The 20,005-nt window shown below is 55.8% G+C and carries 14 protein-coding genes; 13 read left to right on the top strand and 1 reads right to left on the bottom strand.

The window, feature by feature from the left end:
• Nucleotides 1–160: 160 nt before the first annotated feature.
• From uvrA to OZX73_RS04640, 12 genes are all read left to right on the top strand, one after another.
• Nucleotides 161–3,097, top strand: a complete 2,937-nt coding sequence (gene uvrA / locus OZX73_RS04695; RefSeq protein WP_277150929.1) for an excinuclease ABC subunit UvrA — start codon at nt 161–163, stop codon at nt 3,095–3,097.
• A gap of 42 nt (nt 3,098–3,139) precedes the next feature.
• Complete coding sequence (uvrC, locus tag OZX73_RS04690) at nt 3,140–5,794, top strand: excinuclease ABC subunit UvrC (protein ID WP_348519473.1); 2,655 nt, start codon at nt 3,140–3,142, stop codon at nt 5,792–5,794.
• A gap of 185 nt (nt 5,795–5,979) precedes the next feature.
• On the top strand, nt 5,980–7,443 hold the full coding sequence (locus OZX73_RS04685) for a PrsW family glutamic-type intramembrane protease (protein ID WP_277148014.1): 1,464 nt from the start codon (nt 5,980–5,982) through the stop codon (nt 7,441–7,443).
• A 195-nt stretch (nt 7,444–7,638) separates the two neighbouring features.
• Entirely contained in the window at nt 7,639–8,604 is a 966-nt protein-coding gene (locus OZX73_RS04680; RefSeq protein WP_277148012.1) for a shikimate dehydrogenase, read from the top strand.
• Between the two features lie 38 nt (nt 8,605–8,642).
• Nucleotides 8,643–9,584 carry an RNase adapter RapZ gene (rapZ, locus tag OZX73_RS04675; RefSeq protein ID WP_277150928.1) on the top strand — a complete coding sequence of 314 codons (942 nt, stop codon included), beginning with the start codon at nt 8,643–8,645 and terminating at the stop codon, nt 9,582–9,584.
• Nucleotides 9,585–9,790: 206 nt separating this feature from the next.
• The gene (gene whiA, locus OZX73_RS04670; RefSeq protein WP_277148010.1) at nt 9,791–10,744 is read left to right on the top strand and encodes a DNA-binding protein WhiA; all 954 of its coding nucleotides are present in this window, start codon (nt 9,791–9,793) and stop codon (nt 10,742–10,744) included.
• 250 nt (nt 10,745–10,994) lie between these two features.
• A complete protein-coding gene (locus tag OZX73_RS04665) occupies nt 10,995–12,200 on the top strand; it encodes a phosphoglycerate kinase (RefSeq protein ID WP_277148008.1) in 1,206 nt (401 codons plus the stop codon).
• Between the two features lie 199 nt (nt 12,201–12,399).
• A complete protein-coding gene (gene tpiA, locus OZX73_RS04660; protein ID WP_277148006.1) occupies nt 12,400–13,203 on the top strand; it encodes a triose-phosphate isomerase in 804 nt (267 codons plus the stop codon).
• Between the two features lie 75 nt (nt 13,204–13,278).
• The gene (gene secG, locus OZX73_RS04655; protein WP_277148003.1) at nt 13,279–13,530 is read left to right on the top strand and encodes a preprotein translocase subunit SecG; all 252 of its coding nucleotides are present in this window, start codon (nt 13,279–13,281) and stop codon (nt 13,528–13,530) included.
• An 81-nt stretch (nt 13,531–13,611) separates the two neighbouring features.
• A complete protein-coding gene (locus OZX73_RS04650) occupies nt 13,612–14,493 on the top strand; it encodes an HAD hydrolase family protein (protein WP_277148001.1) in 882 nt (293 codons plus the stop codon).
• Nucleotides 14,494–15,008: 515 nt separating this feature from the next.
• On the top strand, nt 15,009–15,893 hold the full coding sequence (locus tag OZX73_RS04645) for a hypothetical protein (protein ID WP_277147999.1): 885 nt from the start codon (nt 15,009–15,011) through the stop codon (nt 15,891–15,893).
• Between the two features lie 67 nt (nt 15,894–15,960).
• Nucleotides 15,961–16,593, top strand: coding sequence for a C39 family peptidase (locus OZX73_RS04640; protein ID WP_277147997.1), 633 nt, complete (start codon nt 15,961–15,963; stop codon nt 16,591–16,593).
• Here OZX73_RS04640 and OZX73_RS04635 read toward each other — a convergent pair.
• Nucleotides 16,590–17,720, bottom strand: a complete 1,131-nt coding sequence (locus OZX73_RS04635) for an IS1249 family transposase (RefSeq protein WP_277147995.1) — start codon at nt 17,718–17,720, stop codon at nt 16,590–16,592. The genes OZX73_RS04640 and OZX73_RS04635 overlap by 4 nt on opposite strands.
• A gap of 1,346 nt (nt 17,721–19,066) precedes the next feature.
• Between OZX73_RS04635 and OZX73_RS04630 the strand changes: the two genes are divergently transcribed.
• Entirely contained in the window at nt 19,067–19,864 is a 798-nt protein-coding gene (locus tag OZX73_RS04630) for an alpha/beta hydrolase (RefSeq protein ID WP_277147993.1), read from the top strand.
• Nucleotides 19,865–20,005: the final 141 nt, after the last annotated feature.

Genomic DNA, 20,005 nt, shown 5'->3' with positions numbered 1-20,005 from the left:
AACACATACTCGAACAATTGTTCGAACCGTCCACTATGATGGGTTATCCTACAGTGGAGCATTCGGCATCAAGCGGAGGTAAGCATTGGCAACAGCATCGACGGCGCGCAAATCAGGGAAAACCGGCAATCCGTTGGCAAGTGTGGTGGCGCAGAAACTGATGGACAGCGACTCGTTCCTGTCTCAGGAGATCGCGAAGGCGCCGCTGCGCAAAACCGACCATTCGCTCGTGGCGGACATCTCGCATATCCCCAGCGACCTGAAGATCACGATCCAAGGCGCTCGCGAGCACAACCTGAAGAACATCGACCTCGCCATTCCACGCAACCGCATGGTCGTGTTCACTGGGCTTTCGGGTTCTGGCAAGTCCTCGCTGGCGTTCGATACGCTGTTCGCCGAAGGACAGCGTCGCTATGTCGAATCGCTGAGCGCTTACGCCCGTCAGTTCTTGGGGCAGATGGACAAACCTGACGTTGATTTCATCGAAGGCTTGAGCCCGGCCGTCTCCATCGACCAGAAGACCACCAACCGCAACCCTCGTTCCACAGTCGGCACCATCACCGAGATCTATGATTATCTGCGTCTGCTGTTTTCGCGCACCGGCATCCCGCATTGCCCGGTCTGCGGTGAGGTCGTCAGTGCCCAGACGCCGCAGCAGATGGTCGATATCCTGATGAAGAAGCCGGAAAAGACCCGCTTCCAGATTCTGGCGCCGGTCGTTCGCGGCCGTAAAGGCGAGTTTGAGGATCTGCTTGAGCTGCTTCGCGGCGACGGGTATTCGCGTGCGCTGATCGATGGCAAGATGTGCCAGCTTTCCGACGATATCAAGCTCACCAAACAGAAGAAGCACACCATCGAGGTTGTCGTCGACCGCTTGGTCATCAAGGACGGCATCCGCCAGCGTTTGACCGATTCCATCGAGACCGCGCTGAAATTGGCCAAAGGCATCGTGGTCATCGATTACGTCGACCTGGATGAGAAGGATCCGAACCGCCGCGAACCGTTCAGCGAGAAACGTTCCTGCCCAAACGGCCACCAGCTCGAACTCGATGAGATCGAGCCCCGCACCTTCTCCTTCAACGCCCCGTATGGCGCCTGCCCCGATTGCGACGGTATCGGCTACAAGTTGGAAATCGACCCGGAACTGGTCATCCCAGACCCGAGCAAATCGCTCAACGAGAACGCCATCGAGCCTTGGGGCATGACCAAGGGCACCGGTGACTACTATCGTCACGTTCTTGAAGGCCTGGGAGAGGAGATGGGCTTCAGCCTCGACACCCCTTGGAAGGACCTGCCGAAGAAAATCCAGCAGGCCATCATGTATGGCCACGATTTCAAGGTCAAGGTTTCCTATCGCAATCGTTGGGGGCGCTTGCGCGAATACAGCACCGGCTTCGAAGGCGTGGTGCGCACACTCATGCGCCGGCACGACGGGACTGACTCCGACCAGATGAAACTGTATTACGAGTCCTACATGCGCGAGGTGCCATGCCAGACCTGCCAAGGGAAGCGTCTGCGTCCCGAGGTCTTGGCGGTAACCGTCGACGGCAAATCCATCGCCGATGTCTGCGATATGCCGGTCGAACGCAGCCTCAAATGGATTCGTTCGCTGAAGCTCGAAGGTTCGGCCGCACTGATCGCCGGCGAGGTCTTGAAGGAGATTCGTGCGCGGCTCGGGTTCATGAATGATGTCGGGCTGAACTATCTGACGCTGTCTCGTGCCGCCAAGACTCTTTCCGGCGGCGAGGCGCAGCGCATCCGCCTGGCCACCCAGATCGGAAGCGGCTTGGTCGGCGTGATGTACGTGCTCGATGAGCCTTCCATCGGCCTGCACCAGCGCGACAACGAACGCCTCATCAAGACGTTGCATCATCTGCGCGATCTCGGCAATACGCTGATTGTGGTCGAGCATGACCAGGAGACCATCGAAAAAGCCGACTGGCTGGTCGATATCGGCCCCGGGGCTGGAGAGAAAGGTGGCGAGGTCGTCTACTCTGGTCCGGCGGCGCATGTCGTCGAAGCTCCACGTTCCATCACGGGAGACTACATCGCCGGCCGTCGGACGATCGAGGTGCCGAAGAAACGCCGCAAAACCAACAAGGACAAGCAACTCAAGGTCATTGGGGCGCGAGAGAACAACCTTAAGAACATCAATGTTTCCATTCCTTTGGGCGTGATGACCTGCATCACCGGTGTCTCCGGTTCCGGCAAATCGACGCTCATCAATTCGATTCTCTATCCGTCACTGGCTGACAAGCTCAACGGCGCACGCATCGTGCCGGGCAAGCACACCCGAGTCGAAGGTGTCGATCAGTGCGACAAGGTCATCCACGTTGATCAGAACCCGATTGGCCGCACCCCACGAAGCAATCCCGCCACCTATACGGGCGTGTGGGACAAGATTCGTCAGCTTTTCGCCAAGACGCCCGAGGCGCAGGTTCGTGGCTACGGACCTGGCCGCTTCTCGTTCAACGTCAAGGGCGGGCGCTGCGAGGCCTGCCATGGTGACGGCACCATCAAGATCGAGATGAACTTCCTGCCCGATGTTTATGTGGAATGCGAGGAATGCCACGGCAAGCGCTACAACCGCGAGACGCTCGAGGTGAAGTACAACGGCAAGTCCGTGGCCGATGTGCTGAATATGCCAATTTCCGAAGCGGCTGATTTCTTCAAGGCATACACTGGCATCTCCAGATATCTTGACACTTTGGTCGATGTCGGCCTTGGCTACATCCGCCTCGGCCAGCCGGCGACCACGCTTTCCGGCGGCGAATCCCAGCGTGTGAAGCTCGCCACCGAATTGCAGCGCCGTTCCACCGGCAAGACGGTTTATATCCTCGATGAGCCGACTACCGGCCTGCACTTCGAGGACGTTCGCAAGCTGCTTCAGGTTTTGCAGGGACTGGTCGACAAGGGCAACACGGTCATCGTCATCGAGCACAACCTCGATGTGGTCAAATCCGCAGACTGGATCATCGACCTCGGCCCTGAAGGCGGTGACGGTGGCGGCACCATCGTCACGCAGGGCACGCCGGAACATGTGGCCAAATGTGAAAAAAGCTGGACGGGCAAGTATCTCGGCCCTATGCTCAAGTGAATTGTTTTGATGGTTGATAATTTCGAAAGGTAGGCAATGGCGATAACGACGGACGGGCAAAAGAGCGGTGACAGCACCGGCTGGCGCAAGACGACGCGCAAGCTGGGGGACACCCGCGACCTGTTCCGCCCTGCAACCGGCGACATTCCCACCGATCCGGGCGTCTACAAATGGCGCGATGGCGACGGCAGGGTCATCTATGTCGGCAAGGCCAAGAACCTGCGCAACCGCCTCACCAACTATTTCCAGCCGTTGAGCGACCTGCACCCACGCACGCAGAACATGGTGCTGACCGCCCGCAGCCTCGAATGGACGGTGGTCGGCACCGAACTCGAGGCGCTCACCCTCGAATACACGTGGATTAAGGAATTCGACCCACGATTCAACGTCGTGTTCCGCGATGATAAGACCTATCCATATCTAGCGGTCTCTCTCGGCGAAAAATATCCGAGAGTATGGGTCACGCGCAACCGTAAACGTCTTGACACCAGATATTTCGGCCCTTACGCAAAAGCATGGGATCTTCGGAAAAGCCTCGACAGGTTGCTCAGAGCGTTCCCCGTGCGAACCTGCAGCAAGAACGTGTTCAATCGCGCCCACATGACTGATCGGCCATGCCTGCTCGCTTCCATCGGCAAATGCTCGGCGCCTTGCGTCGGCCGAATCAGCGAGGAAGACCACCGCCGCATGTGCGAACGGCTGGTCGGTGTGCTTACGGGCCGTTATGGCACTTCGTTCATAGCCGGGCTGACCAAGGAAATGAAGCAGGCCAGCGACGACATGGAATTCGAGAAGGCCGCACGCCTGCGCGACCAGATTTCCATGCTCAAAACTGTGTCTGAGCAGAATGCAGTCGTTTTTGATCAGGATGTGGATGCCGACGTGTTCGGCTTGGAATCCGACGAACTTGAAGCCTCGGTCCATGCGTTCTTCGTCCGTTCCGGCTCCATCCGCGGCGAACGCAACTGGAGCGTCAAACGTGTCGAAGACATTGATGACGCCAATCTCATCGCCGACCTCATCACGCAGGTTTATTCCGACATGATGGAGGAGACGGAGAGCCAGGCCAATGTGCCGTTGAACCTCCCTAGCAATGGCGAGGAATTGCTGGAACAGGACAGCGATGTCGCCAAGGATTCGGATGGCCTTGATGAACATGGGGAGGCACAGCAGGACTCAGCGGACATATCGACTTCAGAAGCCGGTACGCCCGTTGCTGTGACCAAAGATTCCGTGACGCGGCAAGACGAATCCGATGCTCATAAAAATGTCGTCGATTCAAATGCCCAGGTACGAGAGGATGGCTCGGCTCCTGTTCCGGCCTCCACAGATAGCGCGGTTGACATTGTCGAGCGACGCGATGCGTTGGGCGCGACCCAAAGCATCACGGCAACTGACAGTCTTTCGCGTGCCCAAGCGACGCGTATTCGCCGGGAGCGTCGGATGCAGACAGGCAGAAGTGATTTGCTGGCACCGATTTCCCCGGTTCCCAGGGAGGTGTTGGTTCCGATAGAGCCCGCTCGGTGTGGCGAACTTGAGGAATGGCTTGGTGATTTGCGTGGGGCAGCGGTAAGAATCCGTGTGCCGAGCCGTGGTGAGAAAAAGGCGCTGATGGACCGCGCCAACAGTAACGCGAAACAGGCGTTGCAGCGCAGCAAGATGAGCCGCATCAGCGACATCGGCGCCCGAACAGAGGCGATGAACGATGTGGCCAAGGCGCTGGGATTGAGCGAGTCCCCGTTGCGTATCGAAGGCTACGATATCTCCAACACCATCGGCGGCATCTACCAGGTCGCCTCCATGGTGGTCTTCGAGGACGCCATCGCCAAAAAATCCGAATACCGCCGGTTCGCCATCCGCGGCAAGGACGGCAAGGGCGCACTTGACGATCTGAGCGCCATGTACGAGACTCTAACCCGTCGTTTCCGCCACGGCAATATCGCCGGTGACACGGGCGAAAGCATGGACAACGAGAAACGCGTCGAGCAGGCCGAAGAGGCGTCTCGCGGCCAATCGGCTCAGCCGGGAAACGTCGCTGAGGTGCAGGTTTCTCAAAAAGACAACGATATGTCCTTCCAGTCGTCAGCAAAGAGCGAACCGCAACGGCTGGCTGGAACGGACAATGATCTTAGTCAACCTTCGCCGAACCAAGGCACGAACTCCGAAGCCAATGGCCTGACCAGCGCTGATGCCGTCGTCCAGCAGGATACGCATCCACGTCACTTCGCCTATAAACCGAACCTCATCGTGGTCGACGGCGGCAAGCCACAGGTCGAAATCGCGGCCAAGGCCCTGAAGGACTGCGGCGTCAATGATGTGGCCGTCTGCGGATTGGCCAAGCGACTTGAAGAGGTCTGGATACCTGGGGAGGACTACCCGCTCATCCTCAAACGCCAGTCCGAAGGCATGTATTTGCTGCAACGGGTCCGCGACGAATCCCACCGCTTCGCCATCACCTATCATCGCAAGTCACGCCGTAAAGGCGCTCTGCGCTCCGCCCTTGACGACATCCCGGGCATCGGCGAAAGCTACCAGAAAAAGCTTCTGCGCGCTTTCGGATCGGTGAAGGGCATACGCAAAGCCAGCGTCGAGGATCTCAAAGCCGTCAACGGAATCGGCGACAAGAAAGCGGAAACCATATACAATGCCCTCCATCCAGCCGAGAACACTGACAAGGATGATACGTCGAACAAGTAAGATGGAAGCACGAGTATGGCTTGGTTTCGATAGATAAAGGTGGAAACATGAATTCCAGTTCCTGTCCGAAATGTGGGTCGCAGAACCCTCCCGACGCGGCATTTTGCGCCAACTGTGGTGCGCCGCAACATGCGGCGAATCCAGGCAGGCCCTCGACGTCGACGACAGGAGTATCAGGTCCTGCCGTGCCGAGGCAGCAGGCGCAGCCGACGCCAGCCATGCCGGCCGTCCAACAGCCTTCGTCACCGTCTCCGTCTTCGCAACAACCATCGGCGAACACCTATTCATCCGGGCCAAACACCCAAAACCCGCATTTCTCGCAACCGACTGCGTACGCCCAACAGCCTGGTCAGCCTTCCATGGGTCGCCAAGCCCAGCCTCAAAATCAAGGCCGAGGGCAACAAGGTCCGTATCAGGGCAACTACCGATATCCCCAGCATCCTTATGCGCCGCAAGGCCGCCAACCCAATCCGGGACAATACACGCAGCCTGGCCAACAACGCCAGCCGTTCCAATCCAACCAGCCCGGACAACGCGCTTCCGGTGACAAACAGAACATTTCCATCAAGCATTATGTGGCCAAGTTCGCCGGCGAAGACGAGGCCGGTGTCGCCGACATCAAGCTCTCGTCGCTGTTCTCCGGTGTGTTCAAGAAGCATACCAAGCAGCAGGCAGAGGAGCTGTTCACCTGCGGGACCTCCAGGACGACGCCGAACATCCTCGACATCGACGCCAACAACGAAGCCGTGAAGCCGTGGCTGTTCTCCCGCGTACTCATGTGGCTGGTGCTGGCGTTCGTTTTGCTGTGTATCCTCACGCTTTCGTTCCACAACGAGAAGCCGCTGGTCGCCCTCATCATGGTCGGGGCCATAGCGGTCCCGGTCGCCGGCATCGTCTTCTTCTTCGAAGTGAACGTGCTGCGTGACATCAGCTTCTTCACGGTGATGAAGATCTGCGCCATCGGCGGCATATTCTCGCTCTTGGTCACTTTGGTCCTTTACGAGGTCACAGGGGCCGGCCGCGGCGACCTCAGCCTGACCGACGCGTTGTCCGTCGGCCTCGTCGAGGAACTCGGGAAGATGGCCGTCGTCGCCTACTTCGTCTATAGACTCCATGCGCGAAATGTATTGCAAGGTTTGCTAATCGGCGCTTCGGTGGGAGCGGGCTTCGCGGCCATCGAGACGGCCGGTTACATTCTCGACCCCATCTTGGAAGTCGTCGCTTACTTTGGCATCCAAGTCGGGGCGTCCGGAGACAAATCGGCCATGCAGGATTTCGGCGCCATCATCGATCAGGCCGTGCAAGAGTCCAGCGGCCTATTCCTCAAGACCGCATTCGTACGGGCATGGTCGGCCGTCGGCGGCCATTTGATCTGGGCCGCCATGGTCGGGGCCGGACTTGTCCTGGCCGTACGTGCGCTGAAGCGTTTCTCGGCCGCCTGCTTCGTGAAGCCGCAGTTCTTGGTCTTCTTTGGGGTCGCCGTCGCCTTGCACACCTTATGGGATTGGAACATCAGCTATAGCGACTACAAGCTGATCGCGCTGATCATCGCCGGCTGGGCCGTCATCCTTCCCTTGATTTCCATTGGTTTGAAGGAGATTTCCATGGACAAGGCGTTGGTGCTCCCCGCGAGACGAAATCCACAATAAAGGCGGAATCGGCTGTATCATGGTGTCTGTCGCTCATTCGCCATGCAGAACTGGTGTCCCATGCAGGAATGCGGACAATCAGACGGTTTCCGGCCGGTAATCCGTCAATGGTGATGATGGCGGGATGATGGCGAGCCAAGGATCAGATATGTTCCCGTAGGAATGAGCGAGATGAGAAACGAGGAATGGAGAGCGATGAACGATGTGAGGCACCGTTGCGCCGTGCTGGGCAAACCCATAGCGCACTCCCTTTCTCCCGTTCTGCACAATGCCGCCTATCACGCGTTGGGTCTTGTGGATTGGCTCTACACCAAGGTCGAGGTGGGTGAAGCCGATCTGGATGGCTTTCTGAAAGCCTTGGACCCATCATGGGCGGGCCTGAGCCTTACCATGCCGCTGAAGCGGACGATCCAGCCGTATGGTGTACCCAACGATACGTGGTCACAAACGCTTCGGGTGGCCAACACCGCCATCTTCTCATGGAAAAACGCTTTCTCGAAGCCGGATATCAGGCTTTACAACACTGATGTCGAGGGCATCGAACGGGCATTCTCACATAGCTGGGGGTTGGACGGTCCTGTTGCGACTATGACGACTTCCATCAATAAAGCGGCGAATGAATCTCATGAAGGAGCCAAAGCCGTCATCCTTGGCAATGGCAACACCGCGCTTTCGGCGTTGGCCGCTTGCACGGAGCTCGCGGTGCCGAATATCGGTCCTATCGCCCAAGTGACGGTCTGCGCGAGGCATCGGCACGAGGATGATCCGATGGCGCGATTAGCGGGATCGCCTCACGGTCATGGCCTTGCATATTCACAGGTTCCGCTGGACGAGGCGTCGATTCAGCTTCGCGATGCCGATATCGTCATCAACACCATACCGGCCCACGGAGCCGACGAAACAGCGCAACGGCTGAGGAAAAGCCTCGTCGGGAATCCGCAAAATATGGAAGGCCGCACCTTGCTGGATGTGGTCTACGATCCCCGTCCGACCGAGCTCATGCAGGCGTGGCGCAGTGCCGGCGGAACGGCTGTTGGCGGCGAGGAGATGCTGCTCTACCAGGCCATCGCTCAGGTCAGGCTGATGACGGCAGGGGCGCATACCATAGGAACGGCAGATTTTGAGCAGGCGATGCGAAGCGCCTTACAGGAGGCACTGTGAGTTCGGAAACACAAACCCCGGGGGACACCGGCAGCCAGGTGGAGAAAAACCATACCACCGCTGCTGTCGGCCAATCGTCCGAGACCGCCGACAATGAGCCCAAGCCCGCCAAGGAATTCGAGGTCATGCTCATCACCGGCATGAGCGGCGCCGGCCGTTCCCACGCAGCGGATTGCGTCGAAGACATGGGTTGGTATGTGGTCGATAACCTGCCTCCGAAACTCCTTATTCCTTTGGTCGACATGATGACATCCTCCGGATCGAAGGTGCACCGGCTCGCCGCCGTCATCGACGTGCGCTCGCGCAGCTATTTCGACGATCTTTCGGCGGTGCTGAGCCATTTGGACGACCTTGGCGTGCGTACGCATATCCTTTTCCTCGACGCCAGCGACAAGGTACTTGTGAGGCGTTACGAGTCCGTCCGTCGTCCGCACCCACTCCAGCATGGAAACCGTCTCATCGACGGCATCCGCGAAGAGCGCGAGCTGCTTTCGAACCTCAAAGAGCACGCCGACACCGTCATTGACACCTCGAATCTGAGCATCCACCAGCTTTCGACGAAGCTTTACGAGGCCCTGATGGGCAGCGGGGCGAAAACGGTCTCCGTGCACATCTTCAGCTTCGGTTTCAAATACGGCATCCCACTTGACGCGGATTTCGTCGCCGATGTCCGCTTCCTGCCCAATCCCTATTGGGTGCCTAGCCTGCGCGAGCTCACCGGTCAGGACAAACCCGTCAGTGATTACGTCCTCTCGAACGAAAGCGCCAAGGAATTCCTGGACGCCTACGAGAAGGCCATCATGGTGGCCATCAAAGGTTACGCCCAGGAAGATAAGCATTACGTCACGATCGCCATCGGTTGCACGGGAGGCCAGCACCGTTCCGTCGCCATCGGCAATGAGCTGGCGCAACGGCTTCGCGCGCATGGGCTTTCGGTGACGGTCTCCGCAAGGGAGTTGCATCGCCATGCACGACAATGACCGCGAGAAGCCCCGAAAACGTTCCGCCAAAAGCATAGGACGCAAGGTTATCCAGCCATGGACGTAAAAATGGGCAAGAGAAAGTAAAACGATGGATTCTTGTCCAAGTCATTCGCTATCACAGATAGCCGTGGCATGACGTGAGATGACTCCGTTTAATGTACCAATTACACTTATATGAAGAACGGGAAGTAGGAGGTTGGGCTTTGGCTCTTCTGAACGATGTCAAAAGCGAGCTGGCAAGCATTGATACGGATCTGCCGGCCGCGAAGATGGCACAGGCCGCGACGATGATGCGGTTTGGGGGAGGACTGCGTCCCGTTGACAACAAGGCCGTCATCCGTGCACAATTCGATTCGCTTGAGGCGACCGAATGGCTGCGAAAGACCATCTCCCATTATTTTCAGCGCGAAGCTAAAGTGACCAGGGTCACCCGCCAGACGCCGAATGGCATCGTGCAACGTTATGATCTTCTCGTCGAGCGCGGGGCCACCGCTTTGGCCCTGCAGACCGGTTTGCTCGACCGTCGCATGCATTTGGTCAAAGGTTTGCCAGCTGAGGTCGTCAGCGGCAACATCGCCCAGATCAAGGCCGCATGGCGCGGTGCGTTCCTCGCCCGTGGCATGATTTCCGATCCAGGCAAGTCAAGTTACCTCGAGATCATCTGCCCTTCGCATGAGACCGTCACCGCGCTTCAGGGCGCCGCCCGCAGGCTCGGCATCACGGCCCAGGCGCGCAAGGTCCGCAGTTCGGAGCGCATCACGCTTCGGGATTCCGATTCCATCGAACGGATGCTGATGCTGATGGGCGCCCCACGTTCCGCGCGTGAATGGACAGGAAAGCGCAGCGACGGCGAGGCCCGGGGCAAAGCGAACCGTCTGGCCAACTTCGATGACGCGAACATGCGCCGCAGCGCCAAGGCCGCCGCCGAGGCGACCCAGAAGGTCAAGCAGGCCTTCGAAATCCTGGGTGATGACATCCCTGAGAACCTCAAGGCCGCGGGCGATTTGAGACTCAAGCACACCGACGCGAGCCTGGAGGAGCTTGGGCGCCTGGCCGATCCGCCCATCACCAAGGACGCCATCGCCGGTCGTATCCGCCGCCTGCTCCAGCTGGCCGCCAAGACACAAAGGGCTCAGGCGCAGCAGCAAGCCGAATAATCGAAATCTCATATCAATTTTGTTCTGAGCCTGTTTGGACAACCGAATTTGCGTTCTTCATTAGTTGAATGAACACTGTTAACGTTCACAATTTTGAGGGTATTTAGGGGTTATACCCTGCCTAAAACCGTTGTGTTGTTGGGCGAGGAATGTACCATGGCAAGTGACATAGGTCACAACTTTGTACTCTTTTCTCGGTCGAAAAGCTGATAAGTTCGGCCGGGAGTGGTTTTTCAAGGAAAGGATACCAATGAGGACACTCAAGGATTTAGGAGATCTGAAAGGCAAGAAGGTTCTTGTCCGCGCTGATTTCAATGTGCCGCTGAAGGGCACCACCATCACCGATGACGGCCGTATCCGCGCCGCTCTGCCGACGATCAAGGAACTGCGTGCCGATGGCGCGAAGGTCATCCTGATGGCCCATCTCGGCCGCCCGAAGGGCAAGGTCGTTCCCGAGCTTTCGCTGGCGCCTGTCGCCAAGCGCCTGGGCGAGCTGCTCGGCGTCAACGTGACGCTGGCTGAGGACACTTACGGCCCAGATGCCCAGGCCAAGGTCGCCGCCATGAAGGACGGCGACGTCGTGCTGCTGCAGAACGTCCGTTACAACCCCGAAGAAACCAGCAAGGACGACGCCGAGCGCGCCGCCTATGCCAAGAAAATCGCCGCTCTGGGCGATGTCTTCGTCTCCGACGGCTTCGGCGTCGTGCACCGCGCACAGGGTTCCGACTACGATGTGGCCGCCGATCTGCCGAGTGCAGCCGGCAAGCTCATCGAGAAGGAAGTCAAGGCGCTGTCCCGCGCCACTGAGAACCCGGAGCGTCCGTTCACCGTCGTGCTCGGCGGCTCGAAGGTCTCTGACAAGCTCGGTGTCATCGAGAACCTGCTGAAGAAGGCCGATCGCCTCCTCATTGGCGGCGGCATGGCTTACACGTTCCTCGCGGCCAAGGGCTACGAGGTCGGCACCTCCCTGCTCGAGAAGGACCAGATCGAGACCGTCAAGGGCTACATGGAAGAGGCCAAGAAGAACGGCGTCGAGCTCATTCTCCCCGTAGACGTCGTGGTCAACAAGGGCTTCCCGGACGGCAATACGCCCGTAGACCCCAAGGTTGTCGACGCCGACAAGATTCCTTCCGACATGATGGGTCTTGACATCGGCCCGAAGACCCAGAAGCTCTTCCACGACAAGATTGTCGACTCCAAGACGGTCGTGTGGAACGGTCCTGCTGGTGTGTTCGAAGTCGAGCAGTTCCAGGCCGGCACGAAGGCAGTCGCCCAGGGCATGGTCGACGCCACGGCCAAGGGTGCCTTCACCATCGTCGGCGGCGGCGACTCCGCGTCCGCGGTGCGCAACCTCGGCTTCCCGGAGGATGGCTTCTCGCACATCTCCACCGGTGGCGGCGCCTCCCTCGAGTTCCTCGAGGGCAAGACCCTTCCTGGACTCAAGGTGCTTGAGTAATCATACGAGATTGTTGGTAGTGCAGCGCTTCGGAGTTGAGTAGCCGAGGTGCGCTACACTACTAACAGGAATGTTTGCGGACATGCCGTTTGGTATGTCCGCATTCTTTTTGACTTGAGGCCCTTCATGGCCGTCGACAGATGGTCATGTCAGGCCTTGGTCCATGGACTCAAGCTCCGTAGTGAATGGAAGGAAAGTAATGTCCTCTGCGCGTATTCCGTTGGTGGCTGGCAACTGGAAGATGAATTTCGATCATCTCGAAGCCACATATTTCGTGCAGAAACTCGCCTGGCTCCTGCGTGACGCCCATTTCGACTACAAACGCTGTGAGGTCGCGCTGATGCCCTCATTCACCTCGCTTCGCAGCATCCAGGTGTTGGTGGACGCCGACCACCTCAAAATCAATTACGGCGCCCAAACTGTTTCCGTGACCAATCAGGGAGCCTTCACCGGCGATGTCTCCGCCGATATGCTCGCCCAGCTTGGTTGCAAATACGTCATCGTCGGCCACTCCGAGCGCCGCAAGTACCATCCCGAGGACGACGCCAACATCGTCGACCAGGTGCGGGCCGTCCTGACCGCCGGCATGCAGCCGATCCTGTGCGTGGGCGAGAGCATGGAGGAGCGCCGCAAGGGCATCGAGCTCGATTACGCCGTCGGCCAGGTCCATGACGTCACCCGCGACCTTTCGGACGAGGAGGCCGCCAAGCTGGTCATCGCCTACGAACCGGTCTGGGCCATCGGCACCGGCCTGGTGGCGACCCCTGAAAGCGCCCAGGACGCGGCCAAGGCCATCCGCACCGATCTCCATCAGACCTTCGGCAGCAAGGTCTCCGACGCGGTTCGCATCCTTTACGGCGGTTCCGTGACCTCGAAGAACGCGGTCGAACTCATCAGCCAGCCAGACGTTGACGGGTTCCTCATCGGCGGCGCCTCCCTTGACGCGGAGGAACTGGCCAGGATCTGCAGGCTCACGTTGAAAACCGTGACTGCCTCCCGTTGACAATCGGACATTTTCCGCACTTTGCGTTATACTGAATAACTAGTGTTTCGAACTGGAGGTTCAACTGTGTCGACAATGGCAATCGTCAAGCTGGTTCTGCAAATCATCCTTGTTATCTTCAGCATCCTGTTGACGTTGCTGATTCTCATGCACAAGGGCAAGGGCGGCGGCCTCTCCGACATGTTCGGCGGCGGCCTCACCCAGAACGCGGGCACCTCCGGCGTCGCGGAAAAGAACCTGAACCGTTGGACGATCATCATTGCCCTCCTCTGGGTCGCCATCATCATCGCTCTGGGCCTGATGACCAAGTTCAACCTGTTCAAGTGATCATTTAGATATTTCGTAGAATGCGTTTCATGAGAAATTTCATGAAACGCATTTTTTGTGTGGTTGCGGAGTATATGTTGATTGTTCGCGGCTTTTTCATCTGATTTTCATCAAGGAACCAATATGACCGATATTGACCTATCGACTGGGGACAAACTGCTCGTGGTCGATTTGGATCTGACCGTGCTGCGTGGAGATGACTATGACGGACGCTGGTTGTCTGAACGTAGCGAGCAGGCTTTCGCCGCGGCCAGGAAGGCCGGTAACGCGGTGATGGTGGCTACGGCCAGGCCGCCACTGACCGCGTTCGATTTGGTTAATCGTCTAGGCGCTTCGGCGTGCGCGTATCACAACGGTGGTGTCGTCGATCTTGACGCCCAATATTCGTCGTTGCAGGAGTTGGGTGACGATCAAAACACCACGAATGGCAACATCCTGAGGTTCGGCGTCCCTGTTGAGCGTTGTGTGGAAATCTGTCTCCGGTTGTTGGCCAAGATTCCGGATCTTCGGATAGGCATCGAGCTCAATGACACCCGTTATACCAATTTCGCTTTGACCGACATCTGGCCTTCGCAGGAGTACCAGTTAACCGATTTCAGTGATATGCCGTCTGGAATAGCCGAAAAGATCATGATGTTTCCCACGGACGTGCAAAAGGAAGAAGTAAGAGCTTTGATACCGGACGATATGGCCCTGCTGATTTCCGAAGATGTCCTCTGGCTGTTGATGAATCCGAAAGCCACGAAGTTGAACGGGATGAACTTGGCTTGCCAATGTTTCGGAATTTCGCCTAGCGACACCATTGCGTTTGGCGACGACTTGATTGATATGGATGTGTTGGAACACGCGGGTTGTGGCGTGGCCGTGTCCAACGCCAAGCCCGAGGTCAAAGCCATTGCCAACGAAATCTGCCCATCAAACAACGATGACGGTGTGGCCCAATGGATTGAAGAGCATTTGTAATTAGGTTTTGATTGGTTCGCAACAATTCTTTATTAATCTTCGACAAACACCGAACGAAAGCATACTTCTGACGCTGAAAATCGATTCGCATTTGGTCTAAACCTCATTGTCGGATAATATCTATATTTATGCCTTTCCCTCGCTGAGGGTCTGGAAGTAGAAGCCGGATGTTTCTCAAGTTTTACAGGACCCAGCTTCTGTCTTTTTTAACTATGTTAGAAGTCGGGTTATGAGCCATATTTTGTTTGGCATAGTGGTTGCGTCAAACTGACCTCTTGTGTAGGATACCATCATGTACGACGTTCAATGCAGACGATAAAAGACTTGAGAGGAATGCTTCTCAGCAATGGTGGCGAAAGGTGTTTCGTTGATGACAACATATAGGTTTCTCAATAGACAGTGGAACGACAAAGCCTTTATTTTTTTGCTCTGTATTTGAATGAAAAGTAATACCAAATCTATTGTGTGTTTAGGTTTAAATTAATTATCACATATTATGGGAAAGGATACAGTCTATGGAAAAGAGTCCAGTAGATAACGACAACGTAAACAAGCAGGATTGGAGCTACGACAACTCTCAGCCTAATGGAGATTCATCATTAGCTGATTTAGCTCAGGAGACCACTAGCATAAAGGTCAACAACACAGTAAAACCAGACCTGCCACCACGACCTGACAACAAGACTAAAAAAGAAACAGCTGACTCAAAAGTTGAATCAGATGACAACAAAGATAAGAAAACAGATAATAACCAGAATGACAGCAAAAATAGCATCAAGGATAAAAAGGATGCCGAAAAAGATAAGCCCAAAAAGTCACATAAAGGCTTAGTCATTGGCGGAATTGCAACGTTCGCAACAGGTGCTGTGATTCTAGCAGGTGCCTATTTTGGGAATAGCAAGACCTCAAACAAAGGACCAGAGCAGAGTCAGTCTAATTCAGCCCCAGCACCTGAGCATAACGCTAATAAGCCAACGGCCAAACCGCAGCAGCCCGACAATAAGCAAAATAAAGACGATAGGCAAAAAGGTATTTACGCTAGTGATATAGCTAAAGAGCTTGGCTATAAAACCGTTGGCGAAGCTGGCATTCAAGATCGGGAAGATTTGGATAAACTTATAAATATGCATGCAAAAGAAATTGGATATCACGAATGCACAATAGATAGTGACTATGAAGTTAGTCATGATGGTATAGATATTGATTGCGAATTTAATGGTAATACTACTAGCGGTACAGTAATTGTACGCACTCATCATGATAGTGATGAATTTGACATAGATTATATGAAGCAAAACCATTCTTCAAACAATAACGGTCTACATAAGACAAAATCTGATTACTTTCCAACGCCCAAGGAGGCCGAAAAAATCGTCATCGATGAGCTAGTAAATAAATAGTTCGCCGATAGTATAATATACCATTTGTATTTTGCAGTTAGGATATTTTTAGATATAATAGATTTTAATGTTAGTCTACTATCGACAGAATGACCCACGATGGGCAAATAAACTATTCGGTCAATACCCAATTACAGATAGTGGCTGCGGCCCATCATCAATGGCGATGATATTAACCTATCTATTAGATCGACCAATTGCTGCCGACAAGGTAGCTACTAAAGTACCCGATGCTTGTACAGGCCACGGTTGTTATCATGACCTAGCTGAGCGATTATCATATCAATATCCAATTGATGTTCACCGTGTTCCTAATGACGTTAGTATAATTAATCAGATTCTCGATTCTGGTGGCTTAATTTGGACATGTGGACACGGTCATCCGCCATTTACCGACTACGGTCACAGCATTGGTATTCGCGGTCGAACTAAACGCGGTCGGTGGTTGGTCTTTGATTCAGCCTTTACTCGCGGTCATCTGGACCATAATCGCTCATATAAACCGGCTAAACTTATTAGACAAATGAACGACGCCACGACCGCAGTTTATCGGCAGAGTCTGATCGAAACGATATTGAAAATTCCCGAACGAATGTTCATGCAAATATACAAAGTTCAAACCGGATATCCATGTATTTCATGGGTCCGGTTTTGGGGATACCGGCCAAATTGTGTGTCTTCTGGTGGTTTTGGTTTTTAGTCGGCCTGGTTGGGGTATCGGGTCGGGGTGTGGAACTCGTCCCAGTCGATGCCGGTGCCCCAGGTGGGTTCTCCGGTGGTGGCGAGCCTGCCTTCCGGGGAGCGCTGCCATGCCTGTTGGCTGAGCTGTTCGACCTGTTGGTCGGTGAGGCAGTGGCGGGCGAGCCATGCCGGGCTTTCGGGGTGTTCGGTGTGCATGTGGCACCACCAGCAGATGGCCTTGATCTCGCGGATGAGGGGCAGGCCGTTGTGCTCGCGGAGCATGTCGCGCAGTTGCCGGTTCCATGACTCGCACAGGTTGTTGTCCGGCGGGACCGGCTCGGCGCACTCCTCCTGCATGGTGATGAACGTGTCCATGACGTGTTCGGAGATGCGCCGCCGGATCATGGTGCGGGCGCGCGCCAGCCTCTGGTGGGCGTCGTTGAGGCTGCCGTCGGCGTATCTGCTCTTCTCGTCGAGGAAATCCTTGTAGTCCTGTTCCCACTGGTTGTAGCCCACGAGCCAGTCGCGCATCATCGCCTCGCTTTTGACGCGGCTGAGCCGTTGGGCCAGCTTGAGCAGCTCCTTGCCGGCCTGGAGCTTGGGCCGCTTGCCGGTGAGCGTGGTGATGTTCATGCAGATGTGGAACAGGCAGCGCTGCATTTTGGTGCCGGGCCAGACGGCGCGCATGGCCTTGCCGATGCCGTTGCCGCCGTCGCAGACCAGCACTTTGGGAGCCCGGATCTGGCGCATGAGCGCCGCCCACGCCCGGCCGTTCTCGCTGCGGGCGACGTGCCAGCCGGCCACATGGCCGCCGGCGATGGCGATCAGGACGACGGCCCGCCGGTGCAGCCAGATCCCGTCGGCGTGCACCACGTCGTACCGCTGTGCGGGCAGGGGCGTGGGCGGGTTCAGCGACCACATCGTCAGGTTGCGCCGGCGCTGCGTGCGGTCCGGCACCGCCGACTCCGCCTGCGACCGTTTGGAGAACAGCCAGTCCAGGCCCGCCTTCAGGTCGATGGCCCCGCGGTCGTGCCCCTGCGTGCGCGACGCGCCGCATCCCACGCACCTCCAACGGGCCCTGCCCGCGCTGGTCGTCCCGTTCCTTTTCATCTTCCCGCCGCACGCGGCGCACAAGGGTTCTCTCATGCCCCTTATGCAACCACGGCATCTCAAACACCGGCGAGCCCTTGCGCCGCAACGTCTCCGGCCCGATATCGGACACACATTCTGGCCGACCCCGAGATCGCCGCCCCCGTATCACAAACACCAGTCAGGCCATGCGGGACAACACCTCACACCCCAAAACAGACACACATTCTGGCCAGTATCCCCGGTTTTGTTTTCTCTGACTGCCCTCAAAATTTGAGTAACGGTTGAATCTTGAGACCTTGATATCAAGATTCTCGGTTTGGCTTGCAGTTGATGCTATATTAGGCGTTACAGGTTGAAATACATGTTTTTCGGGAGCGTGGAAGGAGATGATGTTATCCGAGGGAGGGCATTTGGTCATTGATAACAGTAACATTGACACCTTTATCGCCATGGACCAGTCTGACGAGAAATTCCCAGCGGCAAGGATTTCCACTCACATTTGGTGACCAGTCTTGACGAGCTGGAGCGCAATATGCGGGCACGGGATGGAAGCCTGCTGAAATTGGAGAGAAGTGAAACTTTTTGACGATCTACTACAGTTTTTTCCTTGAGAATGCAACGATGCGGAGGACCGAATGGCAATAAAGGAACGAATTGCGTGGGGAGATGAAAGCATCCGTACACAGGACACCAGACCGTCCAGATATGTTATTGGTGTGTCGATATGTAATCTTGACGAGTCGATGATTCGTTCTCAATTTTAAAAAAGCCAAGTTATTGAAAGGCAAAAAGGTCCATTGGTATGATATGGACTCTCGAGAGCATGAAAAATCTATCTCATTGATCAACGAACTCAAGCTTCATCATGTTTCAATTTCAGCGGAACCTTTGCTTAAAACCATGAGGCCGGAACGTGCGCGAAGAAAATGCCTTAAAACGCTGCTTCCAATACTGGAAATCCAATATGGAGTGACTCACCTTTTCATGGAATCACGAAACGTCAAACAAGACCATAATGAGCTACGTTTCATTCAGACTCTGCATGCAAAATAATTCGTGAGAGCGCTCCGTTATGAATTATTACCTGGAGGGTCGGATTCCAGACTGTGGTTGCCGGATCAGATTCTAGGTGCATCAGAGGGATGCGAATCGGAACGGCTTGTCGTCAATGATTTAGAGCGTTTTTCAATATCGCTGTGACAGTTCGTCTTTATATGCCCTGAGTGAAGAAAGAGAAATATTTGGTATAACCAACTGTGTGAGTTATAATATATTCATGCTTTTCCCTCGCTGAGGGTCTGGAAGCAGAAGCCGGATGTCCCTGTGTTTCATGGGGCCCGGCTTCCGCGCTTTTTAGAACAGCGTGAACGCTGAAAATTTTTAATGGAAGTAGCAATCACATGGTCACGCAGCCTGAAGCGTATACGGTTGTTAAAGGGGAGGGGCTGCCCATCATTATCGCCCACGGCATGGGAGTTGACCATCGTTCGCTGATTATGCTTGACGACGCGTTTCCTGAGGGCACGCAACGCATTTATATGGATTTACCGGGATACGGTCAGACTCCGGCTTTGCAGGGTATTGGAGGACTTCCTGAGCTTGCAGAATGGTTCACGAATGCCGTGAACGAATTGGTTGGTGGCAGCAGGCGCTTTGCCTTGCTAGGCAATTCGATGGGTGGGGCATTGGTTCGTGATACACTTTCACGTGAACCAAAACGGGTGGCAGGTGTGGCCTTGATTGCCAGCGTAGTCGACCCGGTGATTTCGCATCGTCATCTGGCTGAGCATGTCATCAGCAATGCCAATCCCGACTTGACCCATAATCTTCCACAAGACAAAGTCATTGATTTCGTCACCATGGGCGTCAACCAGTCCTTCGACGCTTGGCGCCGTTACCAGCGTTACATCCTCCCCGGAACCAAACTATGCGACCGCGATGCCAACGCCAAACTAGGCCAGCGCTACTGGCTCGACGGCGACCCAGAACAGCGCTTGGGAACCTACACAGGCCCCACATTGATTGTCGCCGGTAAAGAGGATCAGGTCGTAGGTTACGAAGATCAAAAGGCCCTGCTTCCGCACTATCCCAACGCCGTCTACAAGGTCATCGACCCGGCCGGTCACAACATCCACATCGACCAGCCCGAAGCCATAAAACCCCTCCTCGCTGAGTGGTCCTCCAAGCTATTGAGTTAGTATCGTTTTTTATATTCGCTGGCAGTAAAAGCTCCTTTGGCATAAGTAGAACCCGGAGATATGCGTTGTTGTGGCGTAAGACACGGCCGAGCGGCCAAGGAGCGTCCACAATAACGTATATCTCCGGGTTCTACGACTACC

Origin of the sequence: Bifidobacterium sp. ESL0775, assembly GCF_029395475.1 — a bacterium.
Classification (GTDB): domain Bacteria; phylum Actinomycetota; class Actinomycetes; order Actinomycetales; family Bifidobacteriaceae; genus Bifidobacterium.
Note: the sequence above shows the minus strand (reverse complement) of the source record. Positions and strands in the feature narration are given on the sequence as shown.

Bases quoted from the DNA above. Each gene is read 5' to 3' on its own strand.
- uvrA (WP_277150929.1), top strand. From the start codon at position 161: ATGGACAGCGACTCGTTCCTGTCTCAGGAGATCGCGAAGGCGCCGCTG.
- OZX73_RS04665 (WP_277148008.1), top strand. From the start codon at position 10,995: ATGAGGACACTCAAGGATTTAGGAGATCTGAAAGGCAAGAAGGTTCTT.
- OZX73_RS04680 (WP_277148012.1), top strand. From the start codon at position 7,639: ATGAACGATGTGAGGCACCGTTGCGCCGTGCTGGGCAAACCCATAGCG.
- secG (WP_277148003.1), top strand. From the start codon at position 13,279: ATGGCAATCGTCAAGCTGGTTCTGCAAATCATCCTTGTTATCTTCAGC.
- tpiA (WP_277148006.1), top strand. From the start codon at position 12,400: ATGTCCTCTGCGCGTATTCCGTTGGTGGCTGGCAACTGGAAGATGAAT.
- OZX73_RS04630 (WP_277147993.1), top strand. From the start codon at position 19,067: ATGGTCACGCAGCCTGAAGCGTATACGGTTGTTAAAGGGGAGGGGCTG.
- OZX73_RS04635 (WP_277147995.1), bottom strand. From the start codon at position 17,720: ATGAGAGAACCCTTGTGCGCCGCGTGCGGCGGGAAGATGAAAAGGAAC.
- OZX73_RS04640 (WP_277147997.1), top strand. From the start codon at position 15,961: ATGTTAGTCTACTATCGACAGAATGACCCACGATGGGCAAATAAACTA.
- OZX73_RS04645 (WP_277147999.1), top strand. From the start codon at position 15,009: ATGGAAAAGAGTCCAGTAGATAACGACAACGTAAACAAGCAGGATTGG.